Here is a 19838-nt window from a genome sequence, read left to right as displayed (position 1 = left end):
CGCACGACGACGTGCTCGAAGCAGGTCAGCAGATCGTGGCTCTCTTCCAGCAGCCGCTGGCGGCGCGCGCGAGGCGGATGCTGCGCTGGGTGCGGGCGAAGAGTTCGACGCCGTCCAGCTTGTCTTCGAGTTCGCGGATGGTGCCCGAGAGCGCCGACTGGTCGGTGTGCAGGCGCTCGGCTGCGCGATAAAAGTTGCGTTCTTCGGCAACAACGCGGAAGCATCGCACATGGCGCATTTCGATCCTCACACTCCGTTCCCTGCTGCGCTCGTGCATTTACTTCAAACATCCCGTTGATGTCCCTACCACTCACGGCCGCATGCGCGTACTCCGGCCGTGCCGTGCATCCCTCAGTTCCGTTGGATGCGCTCCAAGAATCCTCCCCTCCCGCAGAGATTCGAACCCCGCTTTCGGCCTGCGGATGCCATCCGCACGCCTCCGTGGGTTCGCCGCGGACATTCCACATGACAATTTACTCAATCATCGCGATGTTTGGGTGAGCGATTCGGCAAGCACAAAGTCCCGCCGCAACACCGGAACGGCATCCTCGACGACAGCTCCATATGGTGTGATGCCGGGCTGCGCAACATCGAGGGCCTCGATCAGCGTATCCTTCACACCGAAGACCACGTCGGAGTCGAGGTAGTCGCTGTCGGCGAGAAACAAGTGCGTGACGAGAGTTTCATGGCTCGGCGCGGCCACCATGAAATGCACATGGGCAGGACGGAACGGATGCCGGCCCTGTGCTTCGAGCATCTGCCCGACGGGGCCATTGTTCGGAATCGGATAGGCGGCGGGGACTACTCCATAGACCCAGAACCGGCCGTCGGCGTCGGTGCGCACTCGCGCGCGCCCACTGGGTTTAGCCTCGTCTTTCTGCACGTCGTAGAAACCGGCGGCGTCCGCGTGCCAGATGTCCACGCTCGCATTCGCCAAGGCCTTGCCGCTCACGCTGCGGACGCTTCCTTCTACCAGCATTGACGGGCCTTCGGCCAGGTCGCAGATGCGCGATCCGATGGCGACCTCCGGAGCGTGTTGCACGTAGAACGGGCCGAGTACGGTGGTTTCGGTCGCCGTCCCCGGGAGACGGTGATTGATCGCGTCCACCAGCATAGACACGCCGAGCGCATCGGACAGCAGGATGAACTCCTGGCGCGTGGCATTGCACATGTGGCCGGTGCCAGTGAGGAAATCGATTGCTTGCTCCCACTCAGCCTGCGTCGGCTCGACCTCGCGTACGAAGTCGTGCAGATGGCGAACGAGAGCCGTGCTGATCACCTTCGCACGCGGCGTCCGGCAATTTTCGAGGCGCCCGATCACGGCAGTAATGATGTTGGTTTCGTTGAAGTTGCGCATGAAAAGTCATTCAAGGGTTGGCGACGCGCCTTCGAAGGCATTGCGCAGGAGTTTGCGAAGCGGTTCAGCCTCCAATGGCCGCGGGTTCCAGTAGCTGTCGCTCAGGACGAGGTTGAGCGCGCGCTGTAGGCCTTGCTCGGGCATGCCCATGTTACGCAGGCCGAGGGAGAGGCGCAGGCTCTGGAGCATCCCGTACAAATAGGTCCACGGCGTGTCGGTTCCGCCCAGTGCCCGGCCGAGACGTTGCATAGCTTGGGGTGCGATGGCCGCGTTGTAGGCGATGGCATGCGGCAGAACGATCGAATGCGTTTCCGCATGAGGCAAATCGAAGCTTCCGCCAAGCACGTGGCACAGCTTGTGGTGCAGTGCCATGCCGACGGCGCCCAGGCAAGTGCCGCACAGCCAGGCACCGTACTGAGCGTCTGAGCGCGCATCGACATTGGCCGGGTGCTGCACAACTATCGGAAGGCTGCGCGCCAGCGCGGCGACGCCTTCTTCGGCCATGAGCGAAATGATTGGATTTGCATCACGCGCGTAGAGCGCTTCGGCCGCGTGCGCTATCGCATTCATCCCGCTGCTGGCCGACATGGCCGGCGGCAGGGAAAGCGTTTGGTGGACATCGTAGATCACGACTTGGGGCAGCAGCGCCGGCGCGCGCTGTATCTTCTTCACATCTTCGGCCGTCTCGCCGAGGATGGGCGTGAACCTCCGAGCCAGCGTAGGTGGTCGGGATCGCGACCTGCGGCAAACCTGTGCGAAGTGCCAGGGCCTTAGCCAGTCCGATGGTCGAACCACCGCCGATCGCCACCAGGGCATCGCACTGCTGTTCCTTCAGCATAGCCAATGCATTCGCTGTCACGTTCATAGGCGTGTGCATGGTCGCGCCATTGAATATCCCGCCGGCCAGTGCGCCGAGCTGCGCCATCAGCGCGTCGCCGGCTGCACGCTGCTGGGGAGTAGTGACGATCAGGGCACGCGTGCATCCGAGGCGCTCGAGTTCCGAGCCGAGTTCGGCGAGCCGACCCGGCCCGAAGAGCACGCGCGTGGGACTGGCGTTGTAGGTGAAGGGCTGCACTTGGTCGGGTCGGGCCATCAGATGGGTTTTCCTGCGAGCCAGTCCTTGCCACGCGCATACAACTTCTCGACCTCGGTCCCCTCCAACTGCGGCATGTCCAGCTTGACCGTATATCCGATCTGCGTCTGGATGTAGGCTAGGTGCCGGTAGCCCGCAGGAAACCTAGCCAAAGCGGCTTGGTCGAGATCGAGATTGGCCGCAGGGTCGATCGGATCGACACGGTCCTTCTCGTAGATTGGCTGACGAACGACGAGGCCCCAGCGCCCGTTTCGCTTTTCAACAAAGTCATAAAACCGGCCGGTGCACACCACGTCGCATGCCACGCCTTGCACGTCGCCCCGCTGCGAAATGGTCATCTTGCTTTGCACGACCGCGCGATTCTCTACCAAATCGATCGAAGTTCCCCCAAGAAAGTGCAGGATGCTGATGCCCCTGGCCCAGCCGTCCTTGGTTACCCGGATGAAGTCGGCTGCTGGCCCCTGAAACCAAGTGGCATGCATCACGCCGTCGTCGTGCCAGACGGTCGCAAATCGCTCCCAGTCTCCGGCGTCGCGCCAAACGGCCCAGTTCTCGATGAGGTCGCGGATGGCAAGGCGGTCGATCAGTTCGTGTGTCATTCAGTGCTCCTTGAGATGTGCTCTGGGGCCACGACGGCTACCAATTGAAAGAAATGATTCGCAAACGACGGTTGCCGCTCGCACCGATAGTTCGCTATGACGAACTAGATCTTCAGCGTGCTCGCTAGATCGCGGCCCCCTGGATTGCTAGGGCCTTCCTGACGGTGAGAAAGTCGTCCGGCCGATTCCCTGCCGCCTGGCATGCTGCTGCCACGCCGGCAGCATGTCCAGTGGCGAAGGCAGTCCCCATGACCCGGATGGAGCCGTATGCCAGCGGCTCGCAGCCGACTGCGCGACCGCCCATCCAGAGGTTGTCGATGGCGGCGGCGCGGATCGCGTTCAGCGGCACGTCGAAGAAGCCTTCGCCGCCGATGGAACTGAACGTTGGCCCAGAGAGCTCGTGATGAACTTCGGCAGGCCAGCATCCGCGTGCGATACCGTCGCTGCACTGCCTGCCATCCAGAATGGCCTGATCTTCGAGCGGGCACCTCGGCACAACCTGTCGGCTGTCGCGAATACCGACCTGAGGTCCTGTCAACGCGACGTAGGCACCCTCAAAACCTGGCACGCTTGTCTTGAGCAATTCGACGAAGCGCCATCCAAGCCGGCGGCCTTCAACCTCGGCGGCCGTCAACTCGTCGGCACTCAGTCCGTCCGTTACCACGTCGACGCCATGCCACCAAAGCGCGCGCGACACGGGCAGCCTGATGAAGCTTCCGCCACCCGCTCGTATCGCGCCCCGGCTGCTGTGCAGGCCGGCCGTCTTGACCAACTGGGCGATCAGCGCGCGATCAACGGGCACGGCGGCGTCGACCCCGCCGATCAGTACGGGCATCGACGCCGTCTGCCGTTTATCGGATACCCGTGAAATCACCTGCGCCCCAGCTGCATACCCCAGGTTCGCGTCGCCACTCGCATCTACGAACGCACCCGCCTCCACCTCGATCTGACCCAGATGGTCCACAAAGAGCGTTGAGACGATGCGCGCCCCTGCACACTCTACGCCGACGAGCCTGCAATGCAGCTTGCAGTCGATGTCTGCTTGCATGGCGAGTCCGTCGAAAGCATATTTGACGGGCTCGGGTTCGAGCATGACGATCCAGTTTCCGCTTGGCGCGCGGATGGGCGTCGTGTCAAGCCCCAGTTCGCCTAGCCTTGAAAGCACTTTGCCGCCGATGCCCTCAACGACGCGAATGGGCTGGTCTCCCTGCTTGTAGAAACCGCAGTACGCCAGCACGCCGGCATTGGTTGCCGCGCCACCGAGAAAGCCATATCGCTCTGCGAGCATAGTTCTCGCGCCGCGCGCGGCCGCTCCAGCCGCTGCTGCGATTCCCGCGGCGCCGCCGCCCACGACAACGACGTCGCGCCTAATCTTCCTGATGGGTTTCATGAATTGCGTGTCGCTGACGGAAGTGCGCGCGAGTATTCCCGTGGGCGGCGCGGCCATCAAATACTGATTCGATATCGGCCGCTTACTCCTTCGGTATGGCAGACCTCTGGATCAGAGCCGACATTTGCCGCATATCTTCTGGCAATCAACAGGAGACTTACGGATGCAGCTTCATGTCGAATCATTGAGCCATCGATATGGCGATCTCCGCGTGCTGGAGGACATCAACCTCACCGTGCAAGAGGGCGAGGTGGTCGCGATCATCGGTCCGTCGGGCTGCGGCAAGTCCACTTTGCTCGGAATGCTCGGCGGTTTGCTCGAGCCCAGTTCAGGGAGCGTACGGATCTGGGGCAACGTATCAGAGGGCTGCCTCAATCCCCTGACTTACGTCTTCCAAGACTTTGCCCTCCTTCCATGGCGCACGGTGCAGGACAACGTTGCCCTTGCGCTTGAACATCACGCAACCGCCAGAAAGGACTTGCGGGCGCGCGTGGCCGATGTCCTGCGCAGGACCGGTCTGGAGCAATTTGCGCAGGCCTATCCCAAGCAACTGTCTGGGGGCATGCGGCAGCGGGTGGGCATTGCTCGTGCGCTCGCAGTCAATCCGGCCATACTGCTGATGGATGAGCCGCTGTCCGCTCTCGACGCGCAAACCCGCGACCTGCTCATGGAAGATTTCGTGGGCGTCTGGTTGCGGCAGGGCATTACGGCTGTCTATGTGACGCACAACCTCGACGAGGCGATCCGGCTGGCGGATCGCCTCGTGGTTCTTTCGCGCAGGCCGGGACGAATCAGGCGGATTCTGTCGATCGACATTGCGAAAGACGCGCGGACTGATGCGGCCAATGCGGGGGCGCTCAGGAAGATTTACGACGAGGTCTGGCACTTGATACGTGACGAGGCCAAGGACGCGGACAAGGAGCTTGCCCATGCGCACTGAAAATTCAGAATCGAGGCAACTGGCCACGCAGGCCGAAGCCCGTACGGTGTCTTTTCGGGGCAAGGGCTTTGAAATCCGGCGCAACCCCTGGGCAGGCGCCGCGGCGATGTTGGTGCTCATGGGTGTATGGCAGTGCGGCGCGGCGTCCGGCCTCATTAACCAGACTTTCCTGCCCAGCCCGCTGAGCGTCTTCGACGCGCTCGCCGAGCTCGCCAGAAGCGGAGAGCTGCTGCAGCACTTGCAAGCCTCGCTCGTGCGCATCTTTGGCGGCTGGTTGCTCGGTACCGCGGTAGGCGTGATCGTGGGGTTTTCGATGGGCCTTTTTTCGATTGCCCGGGGCGTTGGTATGCCTTTGGTCTCCAGCCTCTATCCCATTCCGAAGATCGCGCTGCTACCGTTGTTCATCCTGTGGCTTGGCATCGGCGAGACATCCAAAATCGGCACGATCGCCCTGGGCGTCTTCTTCCCGACGGTGATCAGCGCTTTCGGCGGTGTGGACGGCACGCCCAGGAATCTGATCAAGATGGCACAAAGCTTTGATGTGCCCTTCCTGTCCATCGTGCTGAAGGTGGTACTGCCGAGCTCGCTGCCATCGATGCTTTCAGGTCTACGGATATCCTTTTCGACAGCGCTTCTGCTGGTCGTGGCGGCGGAGATGATCGGCGCCGACCGCGGAATTGGCGCCTTCGTACTGACCGCTGGCAACCTGATGCAGACCGACCAGTTGCTCGCCGGCGTCGTCACGATCTCGCTGTTGGGCCTAGCTACCGGGACGATCGTCTCGGCATTGGAGCGACTGCTGCTACGCTGGCGCTGAACTGAGGCCAAGGGCATCCTGGATGCTCGCGGCCAACTCCTTGAAAAGCAATGTCGCCATGCCCGAGACTGCTCGGAGCAGGTCATCGCTCTCGCCGCGCCGCTGGATTAAGGCCAGGGAAGCTTCGCGCGTGGGTTCGTTGATCGGCCTAATCTTTACCTGCGAGCGTGCCAGCAGCACCGCCGATGCCGGGACGAGCGCGACGCCCAAGCCTGCGGATACCAGGTCCATCACGCCATAGACACTGCTGGCCGAGTAACGGATATCGGGACTGAACCCGGCATCCGTGCACAGCGCGATGCCCTGGTCGAAGAACACCGGAGAATTCCTTCTTGCATAAGAGACGAAGATGCGATTCGACAGCGAGTCCATGTCCAACGGGCCACCACCGCCAAGCTCTGAGTCTCCCTCGGGAATCGCTACGCAAAAGGGATCATCAAGCCGGGCTGCAATGATGACGTCCCCTTTAGGGATAGGCGTGCGGGCCAGGCCGAACTGAATGTGTCCCGCCTCGATGCCACTAACCTGCTCGGCAGTCGACATCTCCGTGACTTCCAGTTGGAGATTCTCGATGGCCGCACGCAGGTTCTTGATGAGCCGTGGCAGGACCAGGTATCCTGACGAAGGCACAAACCCGATGCCCAGCGAGGGGGTGACCGACGCGTCGCTGCGGCGAGCCGCCAGCTTGGCGCGCTCCGCATGCGCAAGGATTTCCTTTGCTTCCTTCAGGAAGATCTGGCCTGCCGCAGTTAGACGAACGCCACGCCGGTACCGGTCAAGCAGCGCAACGCCGACCTCGTCCTCAAGTTGCTTGACCTGAATCGAGAGCGGTGGTTGGGCGATGTAGAGTTGCCTTGAGGCTCGCGTAAAGCTCTCCAATTCGGCAATGGCAACGAAATACCTCAGATGGCGCAATTCCATGGCAACCCCGCACTTGCAACGATCTTACTTGTCGAGACTCCTGTCGATCCTTCGAGAAGCGCAACGTCTCCGGCCTGTGCGGCCTACCATAGACGCAAGGGTAATACGCTGTACGGATAACTCAATGGGCGGAGCGCGCCGTGGTTTAGCCCAAAAGAAACGGAAGAAGACCTTCGAGCAAAGCATCTGGCGCCTCTTCGGGTATGTAATGCGAAGAGCGGATCGGGCCGCCGGAGACGTCGCGGCAGTGCTCGCTCCACACCGAGACGGGGTGCGCTCCCTTTGCGACGTGGCTGGCATCCGCCCAAGCGAGAAAAACGGGGCGATCAAACTTGTCGCTGCCATCGAGCGAGTCGTGCAACAGATCCGTCGTCGCGGCAGCCCGATAGTCGCCGCACCAGGCCGCAATCGATCTGGCGCTGCAGCACCGGACGTACTCGGCGTACGCTTCCGGCGTGTGTGGTGAGGGGCCTTTGGCGGGGTCGCGCAGAAGCGATGCCATCAGGTCCGACGCCGGCATAGCTTGCGCCATTCGCTGCGGAAGACCGCCCGGCTGTGCGAGGAAAAGCCAGTGCCAGGCCGTCATGGCCCATGGCAAAGACATGTGATCCCAGACGTACTGCGTTGGCAAGATGTCGATAAGCGCGAGCTTCATCACGCTGCGCGGGTAGTCGCGTGCCAAGCGCCACGCCGTGCGACCGCCCCGATCGTGTCCAGCGAGCAGGAACTCGTCATAGCCAAGCGCCTTCATCACCTCAAGCTGGTCGGCCGCCATGGCGCGAAAGCTGTAGTCATCGTCACCAGCCATCCCGGCGCGTACCTCGCTGTCCCCATAGCCCCGAAGATCGGAAAGCACGACGCGGAAGTAAGACGTCAGTCGCGGTGCGACCTTGTGCCAGATGACGTGCGTTTGCGGAAACCCGTGCAACAACAGTAATGCCGGCCCACTGCCTGCCTGGCGGACCCTGATCCGGGCCCCGCTTGTCTCAATCGTCTCTAGCGAAAACTCTTCCAGCATGAAATTCCCAGGTAGCGCTCGGCGATGTTGCCTTCAAAATTATCGGGACCGTTGCGGCCATGAGTCAAGCCAAACCGAGTGTCCTGGGAATACCGAAAATATATGTAAGCCTTATCCAGATGGTATTTGAAGCAAGCCATCGATTGCTGCACACATGCGGACGCCATGACGTCGCACGGCTTCACGACGAGCAACGCAGGCGGAATTCTGGGCGGAAACCACGATGTCCTGCCCTGTGGAGATCCGGTGGCGTTCAAGCCCACGCCGAGCATATCACTACCCATGGAGACGATCGATCACGCAGGTGCCCCGACGATTGTGCGCACAACCGGTCGCCACGATCCCTGTGTCGGCATCCGGGCTGTGCCTGTCGTGGAAGCGTCGATGTGCTTCGTTGCTGGCGGACCATGTCCTCCTGGACCGTGCCAAGTTCGGCTGGCACGGAGCCCATGCTGCGCGACGGATCTGGCTCGCGAGATGGCCTGACTCATTTTTTTCATGGAGATAACGGGAATGGGACCGCTGAAGGAAAAAACCGCAATCGTCACGGGCGCCGCGCGAGGCATCGGCCTTGGTATCGCCGACCGTCTTTCCCAGGAAGGTTGCCAGGTTGCCTATTGGGACCGCAATGCAGCCGAATCCAGCGCGGGGAGCCTGCCGGCGGATGCTCTGAGCGTGCAGGTGGACGTGACCGACCCTGCTGCTATCGACAAGGCCCTCGGGTTCACCCTCCAGGCGTTCGGCAAGATCGACATCCTGATCAATAACGCCGGCATCAACGGTCCTGTGGCGCCGGTGTGGGACTACCCGATCGACGCCTGGAATAGGGTAATCGACGTGGACCTGAATGGAGTCTTCTATTGTTGCCGGGCGGTGGTGCCGCACATGCGCGCGCAAGGCAGCGGTCGGATCGTTAACGTGGCGTCCATCACGGGCAAGGAGGGTATGCCGGGTATCGCCGCTTATGCCGCCGCCAAGGCAGGTGTGATCGGCTTCACCAAGTCCATCGCCAGGGAACTGTGCGAATCTGGAATCCTCGTGAATGCCGTGACCCCGGCAATCACCGAGACGGATTTGTTCAAAGAAATGACGTCGCAACACATCGAGGCGGCCAGGCAGCGGATTCCCATGGGCCGCTTCCTGAAGATCGGAGAGATCGCTGCCATGGTGGCATGGATCGCCGGCCCGGAATGCAGTTTCACCACAGGCTTCGCCTTTGACTTGTCCGGTGGCCGCGCAACCTACTGACCATGAAAACCAACAGCCGCCGTATCTCCCTGGCTCACCTAACCGTCATCGACGCGCATCCGCTCGAACTCATCGACGCGGCCGCTGCCGGCGCATTCGACTGCGTAGGGCTGCGCTTGGTGGCGCCTACGACCACCGACCGCATCGTCCCCGTGGTGGGGCAGCGGCCGTTGATCTACCAGATCAAGCGCCGGCTGAGCGACACGGGCGTGGACGTTCTGGATATCGAGGCCATCTGGCTCACGGCAGAGACGGACGTCGAGTCCTATCTGCCCGTGTTCGACACGGCGGCCCAGCTCGGCGCGCGAAACTTGCTGGTAGTGGGCAACGACCCTGACCCCGCCCGCGTAGCCGCCAACTTTGCTCGCATGTGCGAACTGAGCCATCCATTCGGGCTGAGGGTCATGCTCGAATTCATTCCATATTGCCATACGTCGACGATCCACGCCGCACAAGCCGTCGCCCTGCAAAGCGGTTGTGGCAATGCCGGCGTGCTGATCGACGCGCTTCACCTGAGCCGGTCCGGCGCGACACCCGCGGACATCGCAATCTTGGAGCCTTCGATGCTGGCGTACTGCCAGATATGCGACGCACGCGCGTTGCCTCCCCCCCGCGGCGGACTGCGCACGGAAGCTCGCACGGACCGCTTCTATCCGGGCCGGGGGCAATTGCCCCTGTTCGAGCTGATGCGCGCCCTGCCGCCCGGGATCGACGTCGGCGTGGAAGCGCCATGCTTGGAGCATGCGGGAATGTCCGTGATTGAGCGAGGCCATTTGTGCGGGATGGCCACCACGGACTTCTTCAGGGCCTTCGACGCGGCCGACAGATGAGCAGTCCACCCCACCCCAAGGAGATGCAGATAATGTTAAAGCGCTTGCTTCTCATGCTTCCCATCGTCATCGGAGTCACCGCAGCGGGCCATGCTCCGCAAGCCACCGCCCAGGAACTCACCAAGGTCCGTGTTGGGCTGGTACGGCTGCCTTCAAACTCGCCGCTTTACATCGGGCTCGACAAAGGCTTTTTCCGCGACGAGGGACTGGATCTCCAGCTCACCTTCTTTGACGCCGCCTCTGCTGTGCCAGTGGCAGTAGTGTCGGGAGACGTCGATATCAGCGTCGGCGGACTTACGGCGGCATTCTACAACCTAGCGGCCAAAGGCGGCCTCAAGATCATCTCGTCGACCGTGCGCGAGAAGGCTGGCTATCACCTCGACGCCTTCCTCATCACCACCAAGGCCTACGACGAAGGCTTTCGCAGTTGGAAAGACCTCACCGGAAAGCGCGTGGCCATTACCACGGCCGGGTCGACCTATCACCTCAAGTTCGTCACTCTGGCCAAAAAAAATGGCGTCGACATTTCGAGGGTTACCTTCGTGCCGCTGCAGTCCTTGCAGCACCAGGCGGCCGCCTTCGCAGGCAACCAGGTCGACGCAGCCTCCTTGCCCGCGCTGGTGGCGGAAAACTTCGTGAAAACAGGGCAAGGCCGGCTTATGGGCTGGGCCGGCGACGAGACGCCTTCGCAAAACGGAGTTATCGCGGTGTCGCCCGCCACCATCGAGAAGCGGCGCATGCTCATCGAGAAGTTCCTGCGCGCTTACGACCGCAGCGTGGCGCTGTACTACGACAACTTTCTGGGGAACGGCAGCCAGAGCGCCGTTTCGCCCGCGCAGCAGCAAGAAATGCTGGAGACCATTGCGCGCTATGTCCATTCCACCGTTGAAAATCTCAAAGGTGCGATGCCCTACTACGACCGTCGGCCTGAAGTCGATGTCGAGGACATGGGCCGTCAACTGACGGTCTGGCAAGAATTGGGAATGGCGCCGAAGTCGACGAATATCAAGGCGTTGGTGGATTTGTCTTTTACTAGATAATATGCGCCCATACCGTTAGTCTTACTGTGTCATGAGAGTTCTTGCGTTTGGCCCGCCGCGATGGTCAACCGCGCCCTGCCTGCTACCTTGGACGGAGCGTCAAAGCCGTCCCGGCATTTGCAGCAGGCCAGCATAGGGTTCAAAACGCGTAGAACGTCCGCGTAGCCACAATGTCAATTATCCATGTAAGAGGAACACTGCTGCTACACCCAATCACTGGTGGAGTTCGTAGTTTTATTCTGAATGATGGCAATTTGGCGCACCCGACACGATTCGAACGTGTGGCCTTCGCCTTCGGAGGGCGACGTTCTATCCAGCTGAGCTACGGGTGCATCTGCTGCTTACGCAGTGCTTACGCGAAGTTCTTGCGAGTGTGAAGCGACGAGCAACGTTCTCGCAAGTGTTTGAATTTCAGACCTCTTTCGAGCTCCTTTTTTGCTCCAACTGGGTTGACACATGCCTTCGGAGAGCAACGGTCAACGGTCACTCTACGACGCCAGTCGCGGAATGGCTTTCGACCAATCGCCAGTTCGGGCGTGGATAGGCGAGCCTTTTCGGTGGCTCTCAAAGCCCGTTTGGCAGTTCTGTTGAAAAGCATCCAAGGCGATAGGATCACATTCAATCACTGCTTAGGAATGATGAACCTTGATTGTGCGTGCAGACGGGCGGCGAGTGGGATGTTTGTGCAACAATCTACGGAGAGCACATAGAGGCTTCATTCTATTATATTTATTCTTCGTTTGGATTTGAACAGGGGACGGTGATCGGCGGCGGTAAGCGGCTTCGGTCGTGATCATCATGCTGCGTCAATCTCCTTCCGTTGGGCACTTTTGCGGCGCGCTGAATCATTAGGTTCTGCTTGTCGTCTGTGAGACTGTTCCTCTCCGCTAAGCGCGCCGTCATTCCGCCTTTGGCGGGCCGTCCTGAGCGGACGCGACTTGCTTCGCCTGCTGTGGACTCGGCGTGGAGGCTTGGTCGAGCGCAGACAGTCGATTCAAGGCCTCGCGTAACACGGTGGCCGCATGACCTCGATCACCGGCGGACATCGCGTCGAGATTGAGGTCGAGTCTCAGGTTGGGGCGTTCCTCGTGAATGAACAGGCGCTCGGTGCCGAGGTTCTCATAGGCGTCGACGACCTGATAGGTCGCGACGGGATAGGCGATGCCCTTGACCGAGATGTGCCCACGCTCCTCACAGTGGATACGGTCGCGAATATTCGCGTAGGTTTCAAAGGAGATGAGGATCTCGCCCGGCGTGGCGGCAGCCTCAAGCCGGGAGGCGAGGTTCACGCCACCGCCGATGATGGTATAGTCCATCCGATCCTCGCTGCCGAAATTCCCGACTGTGCAGTACCCCGTGTTGATTCCGATCCGGCACTGGAGAGGCTTTTCGATGCCCGACGCCCGCCACACGTCCTGCAGCTCAAGCATCCTCTTCCGCATGGCGATGGCCATCTCGGTGCAGGCGAGGGCGTCCGCCTTGACGCCGCGTGTCTCCGGATCACCGAAGAAGATGACGATGGCGTCGCCGACGTACTTGTCGATCGTCGCTCCATAGGAAAGGGCGATCTGCGACATCTCGGTCAGATAATGGTTCAGCAACCGGGTCAGGTCCTCGGACTCCAGCCGATCCGTCGTCTCGGTGAAGCCCGCGATGTCTGAAAAGAAGACGGTCAGCTCTTTCCGGCGACTTGTGATTTTGACTTCCTGTTTTCCGGTGAAGATAGACTCGTATACCTGGGGTGAAAGGTATTTCGCGAGCTGGTTCGAGAGCTGTTCTAAAGCCCTTGATTTGTCCGCCAGCTGGTTCTCGCGCTGCTTCAACTCTGTGACGTCCGAGTATACGGCCACCGTGCTACCCTCGCCGGTCTTGCGCTCGCTGACCAGGATCCAGTGACCGTCGCCTCGCTGCTGGACGTGCGCGCCGCTCGGTTCTAGGTGACGGGCCATGCGCTCGCGGACCCACTCCTCGACCCGGCCGTCGGCGTCCGTGACGTAGCCGCGCTCAGCGGCGCGTCGAACGATGCTTTCGAACGTCATGCCGGGCGATATCTCTACGGAGGCGTCACCCGGATAAAGGAGCGTTCGATACTTGTTGTTGCAAACGACCAGGCGATCCTCACTATCGTAGAGCGAAAAGGCCTCGGAGATGCTCTCGATCGCGACCGTCAACCGCCGGCGGCCTTCGCGAATCTCCCTTAGGTTCGATCGCTGGACCTCGATAGCGGTGTCCCGGAAGACGCCAAGCGCCTCTGCCATTCGGCCGATCTCGTCGCTGCGGTTGCGACCCGGCACGTCGATCGACGTGTCGCCCGCGGCGAGGCCGCTCATCGCCGCAGTAATGTTCTCAATGGGTCTTACGACTCGGGGAACCACATACAGCACCGCGATCAGGACTGCCCCCACTACGCTCAGAGCAGTGATGAGGAGAAGCAGGAGCCGGCCATTGCGGATGGCCTGGGCGGTGCGGACCGCCGCTGCATCACTGCTGTCCTTGGCAGCCAGGACGAGTTCCGCCACCTCCTTGCCGAGACGCAGGACGAGCAAGTTGTTGGCCTGTAAGGAGGCCTGAGCAACCGCGATCTGGCGTAGCTCCTCGCGTCGCAAATTGAAGATGTTTTCTGTGGACGTGCCGAACGCGATCAGCCTTTCCGTGAGGCCCTTGAGCGCATCGTCGGAAGCCGCGGCGGGAAGTTGTGCGAGCAGCTTCTCCGCGCGGCTCGCGGCTGCGACGAAGCACTCCTGGAGGGGTCGCAGCGAACTCGGGTCGGGCACGCCAGCGGCCTCGTTCAAGAGGCCCGCCACCAGGTTGCCCTGGGCGCGCAGCGTCAGCAGCGCTTGCAGGGTTTTCACCCCGCCCTCGACCAGGCCGGTGATCGTCTTCGTGCTCTTGGCCGTCACCTCCTCGCTGGTGGTCACGAGGTCGAAGCCTGCATCGTCGACCATCGGCGTGAGTGTGTCGAGCAGGGTGCGATGCGCCACCTCCGCCGCTGCCGCCATCGCCTCTCGCTTGGCCTGCAGCGAGCGCCGCGTCTCGGCGAGAGCGCGCAGCTCCTGGGACCGGGCCTCAAAAACGTTGTCCGTACCGCCACCGAGCGTGATCAGCGCTTCGCTCGCCTCGCGCAGTCGTTGGTTCTGCGGCGACTGGCGCGAGGCCCCGAGACTCCGCTCGATTGCGGCCGCCGCCGCCGCGAACCGCTCGCGGATCGGCTGGATCGAGGCTGCATCGTCGACGTGCACCGCCTCGGCCAGGAGGCCTGCCGCCCGATTGCCATCGGCGCGCAGCGTCAGCAGCGCCTGCAAGGTTTTGACCCCACCCTCGACCAGACTTGCAATCGCCTCCTTGCTATTGACCGTCACGTCCTCGCTCGCGGTCACGAGGTCGAAGCCGGCATCGTCCACCATCGGCGTGAGTGTTTCGAGAAGGGTGCGGTGCGCCACCTCCACAGCCGCCGCCATCCGCTCCCGCTTGGCCTGCAGCGAGCGCCGCGTCTCTGCGAGAGCGCGCAGCTCCTGCGACCGGGCCTGGAAAACGTTGTTTGCGCCGACACCGAGCGCAATCAGCGCCTTGCTCGCCTCGCGCAGCCGCAGGTTCTGGGGCGACTGGCGCAACGCCCCGAGACTCCGCTCGATTGCGGCCGCCGCCGCCGAAAACCGCTCACGGATCGGCTGGATCAAGGCCGGATCGTCGAGGTGGGCGGCCTCCGCCAACAGGCCCGCCGCCAGGTTGCCCTCGGCGCGCAGTGACAGCAGCGCCTCCAGGGAAGTCACCCCGCCCTCGATCAGGCCTGTGATCGCCTCCTTACTCTTGGCCGTCACCTCCTCGCTCGTGGTCACGAGGTCGAAGCCGGCGTCGTCCACCAAAGGCTCTAGAACGCCTTGGAACCCGGTGTGCACGACGGCAAGATTTGCGACTGTTGTCTCCCTTTGCGCGCTCAATCGCAGGCGCTGCGCGACAGCACCATCCAGCGCTTTGAGCTCGGTTGCGATCTTGCCTTCGATCTCAATCAGATTGGTGAGTCTTGCTTCGGCGATGCCCGTGACCTTCAGCCCCTCGGTCACCGCGGAGATTTCATTCAGCCTCCGAACGAGCCTCTCCTGTTCCTTGGCTCGCTCCTCTTCGCTGCGGCTCGCGATGAGCGCTGGAGCCGTCGCCGTGATCTCGGCGCTCTTTTCGGCAAGCCGGAGCGAGGCCGCCATGCCGACGACGCTCTCCGCGGTGATCCGCGTCACCGATCTGTCGATGTCGGTGAAGGCGTACCACGCGACCGCGCTGGCGCCGACGGTCAACATGGCCATCCCGCTGAACGCCAGGAACAGTTTGGCCTTGATGCCCAGGGCCGCCTTGCCGTCATGCTTGCGAGCAGCGCCAGCCGACTTCGAAGCGTGCGCTTCGACCGAGGCCGGTTCGGGATACTCTCGATTCGCTTGATTCATGACGGCATGCCACCGACTGGAGCGGGTCCGCGTTGCCCGGCGATGATGCGCCTGCCCGCCGCTTCAACGTTCCAGGCGGTCAACTGGCTTGAAGCTGCCGTCCGCCTGGATCACGGTGAAGAAGACCTGGTCCATTCCCTGATTGTCGTCTGGGCCATAGGACAGCGTGATGCCGCCCAGATCAAACGTGCCGACCTCCTTGATGGTCGAAAGCAGCCCCGCCCGCGTAACCGGACCTTTCACCTTTCCCAAGGCTTCGATAATCAATCGGCCGACCATGTATCCCTCGAGCGACACGAAGCCGATCTGCGCGTCCGGATTCGCTGCCTTGAGCACCTTTTGGTACCGGGCCACGAGCGGGATGCTCATGTCCCCGGGGAATGGTACGACTTGAGTCACCACCACTCCCTTCCCGTCCTCGCCGAGTTCCTTGGCGAGGGCGTTGGCGCCGACGAATGAGATGTTGACGAAGACGGCGTCCAGCTTGAGCCGGCGTGCCAGCTTGATGAACTCCGCGCACGGTTTGTAGGGGCCGACCATGACGACGGCCTCGGGACCCGCCTTACGAATCGCCAGCAACGCCGTCTTCACCGCGGTCGTGTTGCGCTCGAAAGTGCCTTCGGCGACCAGCTTCATGCCACGCTTTTCCATCGCCTTCGAGACCCCCGAGAGCCCGGCGCGACCGAAGGTGTCGTCCTGGTACAGGATAGCGATCCGCGACACGCCGAGGTCAGTGGTGAGATGCTCGATCCAGGCCTCCGTCTCCTGGTCATACGAGCCGCGAATGTTGATCACGTTGCTGAGGGACGGGTTGCGCAGGAAAGCAGCGCCTGTGAACGGCCCGACAAACGGCACCCCCGCTTCCGTGGTGATCGGCTGCGCCGCGTTGGAAGTGGGCGTGCCCACCTCGCCGACGAGCGCGAACACCCCGTTCTCATTGATCAGGCGCTTTGTGTTGGCAATCGCCTTTTCCGGTTCGTAGCCGTCGTCGTAGGAGACCAGCTCAAGCCTCCGACCGTTAACTCCGCCGGCGGCATTGGCTTCGTTGAAGGACGCGAGAATACCTTCCCGCATGCCAAGACCCAACGCCGCCGCAGGCCCCTCAAAGGCCGCGGATTGTCCGAACAATATCCGGTCGTCGAAGACGCCTGGCTCGGCGCGAGCCGCGATGTCCATGAGCGAGATCGCGCCGAACCCCAGAATCGCAGCGACTGCAATCCCTCTGGGCCAGCATCTCATGCCGCGCTCCTTTGGTGAGGGCGCGATCCGAACCGAGGCGGCTATCGGAAACTCGCTCCGGGCCGCCAGTTGGCGCACCCAAGTTCTGGAACTTTAACACATGGCGCGGCCGGACAACAACCGAAACCGCGGGTCAAATCGAAGCACTGTCCATGGTCCAACGCCGCTCCCATGGGCATCCACGCTCACAAGCGGTCTTGGTGCCACCACCGATCGCGGGAGCCCGGAAGCGGAGACATCGCTCGCTTAGATCAGTTTCATCCCCTTCAAGCTCGCATGCCCGTTCTTGCCGACGATGATGTGGTCGTGCACGGAAATGCCGACCGGGGTGGCGATCCGGACGATGCTCTCACCGTAGCAGACATTCAGTCTCTGCATAGCGAGGTCCGGACCTCGCAGTGCGCACCGCGTGCGTGCTCAACTTTCTGCAGTCGGATCATCCATAATCCGGACTGCTTTCCAAAAAGCCTCCGATGTACGCGACTGTCGATGGATCGGTCGGATCAATCTTATATCAACTTCGACCGAGAATAACCCTCCTGCGGGATCTACGAGGCCCCCCGCCGCTATATCGTCAGCGGCAAGCGTCTTCGGCAACCAAGCGATGCCGTGTCCCTGGCGCGCCATTCCAAGCAATGCAATCGCCAGTTGCCCAGGAAACACACTATCCATCAAGAGAGTTGGCTTCTTCGCCCACACGCTATTCAAGATTCGGCCCAAGCCCGATTGGGCGCTGTACGACAAAACGCTCGAGAGGGAGATGACGGCGATCCCGGAAGTGGCCACTTTGGTTTGCCGTTCTCGCTGTACGCGCATAACGGCACCAACACGTCTCTACCAACTATGATGCTTTTAAATTGGGACGATTCGAACCGGGACAACACGTCTTGGTTTAAATGACAGAGCAGAAATTCCGCCTCACCTCGAAGCATGATCTGCTCACAGGTCTCCATCGAATCTGAGATCAAGTTCAGCGGCCCAAGAGTTTCAAATTGTGGATGGCTTCTGATCCAGCCTGGAAAGAACACAAACGACAACGCGTGCGTCGCTGCGATAGTAAGTATGGAGGCTTCCTTAATCCCGCTGCCGCGGCAACAAAAGGCGCAGCGAAATCGAACAGGAGAGTTTGGCCATGATCGAGGGGATCAGCGCGCTCACGCTTGGCACCCATGACATGCCACGAGCTGTCCGATTCTACCGAGCCCTGGGATTTGAGGTCCTGCATGGCGGCGAATGGTCGTCATTCGCTAGCTTTCGATCAGGTCTGAGCTACTCAACCTCACCGACCAACCTGCCGAACGACGCTGGTCCTGGTGGGGGCGGGTCATCTTCTACGTCACCGATGTTGACGCACTTTACGAACGCGCGCTCGCGGCGGGTTACCAGCCGGCGACTGTGCCCCGCGATGCCGAATGGGGTGAGCGTTTCTTCCACCTAGCTGACCCCGACGGCCACGAACTCAGTTTCGCTCGACCTTTGCTTCCGGCTTCCGTCCAATAGCGGTTCGAAGCGGCCTGCATTCCAACCGTCGCTGCGAGAGGGTATTGTCCCGACAGACGGCCATCGCCCCGACGTCAGCTTCGGCTTGGGCTATGGCGCGGTCTCTCGAGCAAAGATCAAAGGATGGCAACGAACGGTCGCACCGTCACCGTATTCGGCGGAACCGGTTTTCTCGGTCGCCGCATCGTTCAGCATCTGCGCGATCACGAGTTTCCCGTCCGGATCGCGTCAAGGCATCCAGATCGCGGGCGCAGTCAGTTTGGCCCGCATGATTCCCAACTTCTGTTCGTCGAGGCCGATATTCACGACGAACGGTCTGTCGCAAATGCGCTTGCCGGCGCTTACGCCGCTGTCAACACCGTCAGCCTTTACGTCGAGCACGGCCGTGAGACGTTTCATTCCGTTCATGTCGAGTCCGCCCAGCGGGTAGCGGCCCAAGCGCACCGGGCCGAAGTCAAAAGACTCGTTCACTTGTCAGGCATCGGCGCCGATGCCGCGTCTCAATCGCGGTACATCCGAGCGCGCGGCGAAGGTGAACTGGTGGTCAGGGCTACGTTTGCCGGCGCACATATCATCCGACCCGCCGTCATGTTCGGACCGGACGATGCGTTTCTTACGACCATTCTCAACCTTCTCCGCCGGCTGCCGATCTATCCGATGTTCGGCCGCGGCTCGATGAAACTGCAGCCGGCCTATGTGGAAGATGTGGCTGAGGCGACTGTCCGGATCATCCAGCGAGCCGAGACGCAACCGACGATCTTCGAGTGCGGCGGCCCTCGCGTTTATTCCTACGAAGATTGGTCGGAATCGTCGCGCGTCAGGCTGGCCTTGCGCCCATCCTGGTCCGGATCCCGCTCGCCGTTTGGCTCGCCCTGGCATGGGCTTCCGAAATACTCCCGGACCCGATTCTCACGCGCAATCAGGTGGAACTGACGCAAATCGATACCGTGTCGTCGCCGGAGATGCCTGGCCTTGTCGAACTTGGGATTTCGCCGTACTCGGTTGAGGCAATGCTCCAAGAGATGCTGTCAAAGTGCGGATGAAGAGGGCTCATCGGTTAAATCCGCTTCAGATGGCGGGTTCGCGCGCTACTGTTACAGGACGCGATGGCGTATCCGCCGTTCGATGGCGGCGATATGACTGTGCGCCGTCGGCAGCCGCAGATGACGCGATGGGTCAACAGCGCCGGTTTCGGCCGTGGGCAGTCAGGTCCGGTCTACCCTCAACTCCGAAAATGGCCGGGCGCCGCCCAAACCGTCGCGATGGGCCATGTGTGGACGTATATGGACCCCGCCCGATTGCAACGACCGGCTTGATCAGGATCGACGGTCACAACTGCTGACGTATATCCGGCTTCTTGATGCGGCTGGACAACGTCTCCGCCGCGAGCCTCGATGGTTTTCGCCCGCT

At 61.7% G+C, this 19838-nt stretch carries 16 protein-coding genes, 1 tRNA gene and 3 pseudogenes; 8 read left to right on the top strand and 12 right to left on the bottom strand.

Annotation, left to right across the window (positions count from 1 at the left end; all coding sequences use genetic code 11):
* Nucleotides 1–25 precede the first annotated feature (25 nt).
* The 5 genes and pseudogenes from XI08_RS13305 to XI08_RS13285 all read right to left on the bottom strand — a co-directional run bounded on the left by XI08_RS13305 (nt 26) and on the right by XI08_RS13285 (nt 4496).
* On the bottom strand, nt 26–277 hold the full coding sequence (locus XI08_RS13305) for a LysR family transcriptional regulator (protein WP_333927272.1): 252 nt from the start codon (nt 275–277) through the stop codon (nt 26–28).
* A gap of 204 nt (nt 278–481) precedes the next feature.
* Nucleotides 482–1357 (bottom strand): dioxygenase family protein, encoded by an 876-nt coding sequence (locus tag XI08_RS13300; RefSeq protein ID WP_271574721.1) that lies wholly within the window; start codon nt 1355–1357, stop codon nt 482–484.
* A 6-nt stretch (nt 1358–1363) separates the two neighbouring features.
* A pseudogene (locus XI08_RS13295) lies at nt 1364–2450 on the bottom strand (maleylacetate reductase).
* Nucleotides 2450–3049: a nuclear transport factor 2 family protein gene (locus XI08_RS13290; RefSeq protein WP_271574720.1), complete on the bottom strand. Its 600-nt coding sequence runs from the start codon at nt 3047–3049 to the stop codon at nt 2450–2452. The pseudogene XI08_RS13295 and the gene XI08_RS13290 overlap by 1 nt, the downstream one beginning before the upstream one ends.
* A gap of 124 nt (nt 3050–3173) precedes the next feature.
* Nucleotides 3174–4496 carry an FAD-dependent oxidoreductase gene (locus tag XI08_RS13285; RefSeq protein WP_271574719.1) on the bottom strand — a complete coding sequence of 441 codons (1323 nt, stop codon included), beginning with the start codon at nt 4494–4496 and terminating at the stop codon, nt 3174–3176.
* Nucleotides 4497–4602: 106 nt separating this feature from the next.
* Between XI08_RS13285 and XI08_RS13280 the strand changes: the two genes are divergently transcribed.
* Nucleotides 4603–5379 (top strand): ABC transporter ATP-binding protein, encoded by a 777-nt coding sequence (locus tag XI08_RS13280; protein WP_271574718.1) that lies wholly within the window; start codon nt 4603–4605, stop codon nt 5377–5379.
* Nucleotides 5369–6196: an ABC transporter permease gene (locus tag XI08_RS13275; RefSeq protein ID WP_271574717.1), complete on the top strand. Its 828-nt coding sequence runs from the start codon at nt 5369–5371 to the stop codon at nt 6194–6196. The genes XI08_RS13280 and XI08_RS13275 overlap by 11 nt, the downstream gene beginning before the upstream one ends.
* Here the strand turns inward: XI08_RS13275 and XI08_RS13270 are convergent.
* Nucleotides 6182–7117 carry a LysR family transcriptional regulator gene (locus XI08_RS13270; protein WP_271574716.1) on the bottom strand — a complete coding sequence of 312 codons (936 nt, stop codon included), beginning with the start codon at nt 7115–7117 and terminating at the stop codon, nt 6182–6184. The genes XI08_RS13275 and XI08_RS13270 overlap by 15 nt on opposite strands.
* Before the next feature lie 145 nt (nt 7118–7262).
* On the bottom strand, nt 7263–8135 hold the full coding sequence (locus XI08_RS13265; RefSeq protein WP_271574715.1) for an alpha/beta hydrolase: 873 nt from the start codon (nt 8133–8135) through the stop codon (nt 7263–7265).
* Nucleotides 8136–8261: 126 nt separating this feature from the next.
* Between XI08_RS13265 and XI08_RS13260 the strand changes: the two genes are divergently transcribed.
* The 4 genes from XI08_RS13260 to XI08_RS13245 are packed head-to-tail and all read left to right on the top strand — an operon-like array spanning nt 8262 to nt 11253.
* The gene (locus XI08_RS13260) at nt 8262–8621 is read left to right on the top strand and encodes a chorismate synthase (RefSeq protein WP_442869816.1); all 360 of its coding nucleotides are present in this window, start codon (nt 8262–8264) and stop codon (nt 8619–8621) included.
* A 27-nt stretch (nt 8622–8648) separates the two neighbouring features.
* Nucleotides 8649–9383, top strand: a complete 735-nt coding sequence (locus tag XI08_RS13255) for an SDR family NAD(P)-dependent oxidoreductase (RefSeq protein WP_271574714.1) — start codon at nt 8649–8651, stop codon at nt 9381–9383.
* 2 nt (nt 9384–9385) lie between these two features.
* Nucleotides 9386–10213 (top strand): sugar phosphate isomerase/epimerase family protein, encoded by an 828-nt coding sequence (locus XI08_RS13250; protein WP_271574713.1) that lies wholly within the window; start codon nt 9386–9388, stop codon nt 10211–10213.
* A gap of 32 nt (nt 10214–10245) precedes the next feature.
* Complete coding sequence (locus XI08_RS13245) at nt 10246–11253, top strand: ABC transporter substrate-binding protein (protein WP_271574712.1); 1008 nt, start codon at nt 10246–10248, stop codon at nt 11251–11253.
* 255 nt (nt 11254–11508) lie between these two features.
* Here XI08_RS13245 and XI08_RS13240 read toward each other — a convergent pair.
* From XI08_RS13240 to XI08_RS46275, 5 genes and pseudogenes are all read right to left on the bottom strand, one after another.
* A tRNA-Arg gene (locus tag XI08_RS13240) sits at nt 11509–11585 on the bottom strand.
* Between the two features lie 567 nt (nt 11586–12152).
* On the bottom strand, nt 12153–15689 hold the full coding sequence (locus tag XI08_RS13235) for an adenylate/guanylate cyclase domain-containing protein (protein ID WP_271574711.1): 3537 nt from the start codon (nt 15687–15689) through the stop codon (nt 12153–12155).
* 63 nt (nt 15690–15752) lie between these two features.
* The gene (locus XI08_RS13230; RefSeq protein WP_271574710.1) at nt 15753–16865 is read right to left on the bottom strand and encodes an ABC transporter substrate-binding protein; all 1113 of its coding nucleotides are present in this window, start codon (nt 16863–16865) and stop codon (nt 15753–15755) included.
* Between the two features lie 309 nt (nt 16866–17174).
* Nucleotides 17175–17279: pseudogene (locus XI08_RS13225) on the bottom strand (JAB domain-containing protein); the annotation flags it as partial.
* 66 nt (nt 17280–17345) lie between these two features.
* Nucleotides 17346–17600 (bottom strand): LysR substrate-binding domain-containing protein, encoded by a 255-nt coding sequence (locus XI08_RS46275; protein ID WP_442869817.1) that lies wholly within the window; start codon nt 17598–17600, stop codon nt 17346–17348.
* A gap of 460 nt (nt 17601–18060) precedes the next feature.
* On the opposite strand from XI08_RS46275, the pseudogene XI08_RS13220 reads away from it, so the two are divergent.
* Both XI08_RS13220 and XI08_RS13215 read left to right on the top strand, forming a co-directional pair.
* Nucleotides 18061–18428: pseudogene (locus XI08_RS13220) on the top strand (VOC family protein).
* A 123-nt stretch (nt 18429–18551) separates the two neighbouring features.
* Complete coding sequence (locus tag XI08_RS13215) at nt 18552–19361, top strand: NAD-dependent epimerase/dehydratase family protein (RefSeq protein WP_271574709.1); 810 nt, start codon at nt 18552–18554, stop codon at nt 19359–19361.
* Nucleotides 19362–19838: the final 477 nt, after the last annotated feature.

The sequence above is a fragment of the Bradyrhizobium sp. CCBAU 11361 genome (genome assembly GCF_028128935.1).
Taxonomy (GTDB): Bacteria; Pseudomonadota; Alphaproteobacteria; order Rhizobiales; family Xanthobacteraceae; genus Bradyrhizobium; species Bradyrhizobium niftali.
Note: the sequence above shows the minus strand (reverse complement) of the source record. Positions and strands in the feature narration are given on the sequence as shown.

What these genes read in the sequence shown, in the direction of transcription:
- XI08_RS13305 (WP_333927272.1), bottom strand. Translation starts at nt 277, where the DNA reads ATGCACGAGCGCAGCAGGGAACGGAGTGTGAGGATCGAAATGCGCCAT.
- XI08_RS13215 (WP_271574709.1), top strand. Translation starts at nt 18,552, where the DNA reads ATGGCAACGAACGGTCGCACCGTCACCGTATTCGGCGGAACCGGTTTT.
- XI08_RS13230 (WP_271574710.1), bottom strand. Translation starts at nt 16,865, where the DNA reads ATGGACATCGCGGCTCGCGCCGAGCCAGGCGTCTTCGACGACCGGATA.
- XI08_RS13235 (WP_271574711.1), bottom strand. Translation starts at nt 15,689, where the DNA reads ATGAATCAAGCGAATCGAGAGTATCCCGAACCGGCCTCGGTCGAAGCG.
- XI08_RS13270 (WP_271574716.1), bottom strand. Translation starts at nt 7,117, where the DNA reads ATGGAATTGCGCCATCTGAGGTATTTCGTTGCCATTGCCGAATTGGAG.
- XI08_RS13250 (WP_271574713.1), top strand. Translation starts at nt 9,386, where the DNA reads ATGAAAACCAACAGCCGCCGTATCTCCCTGGCTCACCTAACCGTCATC.
- XI08_RS13255 (WP_271574714.1), top strand. Translation starts at nt 8,649, where the DNA reads ATGGGACCGCTGAAGGAAAAAACCGCAATCGTCACGGGCGCCGCGCGA.
- XI08_RS46275 (WP_442869817.1), bottom strand. Translation starts at nt 17,600, where the DNA reads ATGGATAGTGTGTTTCCTGGGCAACTGGCGATTGCATTGCTTGGAATG.
- XI08_RS13300 (WP_271574721.1), bottom strand. Translation starts at nt 1,357, where the DNA reads ATGCGCAACTTCAACGAAACCAACATCATTACTGCCGTGATCGGGCGC.
- XI08_RS13285 (WP_271574719.1), bottom strand. Translation starts at nt 4,496, where the DNA reads ATGGCCGCGCCGCCCACGGGAATACTCGCGCGCACTTCCGTCAGCGAC.
- XI08_RS13245 (WP_271574712.1), top strand. Translation starts at nt 10,246, where the DNA reads ATGTTAAAGCGCTTGCTTCTCATGCTTCCCATCGTCATCGGAGTCACC.
- XI08_RS13275 (WP_271574717.1), top strand. Translation starts at nt 5,369, where the DNA reads ATGCGCACTGAAAATTCAGAATCGAGGCAACTGGCCACGCAGGCCGAA.
- XI08_RS13265 (WP_271574715.1), bottom strand. Translation starts at nt 8,135, where the DNA reads ATGCTGGAAGAGTTTTCGCTAGAGACGATTGAGACAAGCGGGGCCCGG.
- XI08_RS13280 (WP_271574718.1), top strand. Translation starts at nt 4,603, where the DNA reads ATGCAGCTTCATGTCGAATCATTGAGCCATCGATATGGCGATCTCCGC.
- XI08_RS13290 (WP_271574720.1), bottom strand. Translation starts at nt 3,049, where the DNA reads ATGACACACGAACTGATCGACCGCCTTGCCATCCGCGACCTCATCGAG.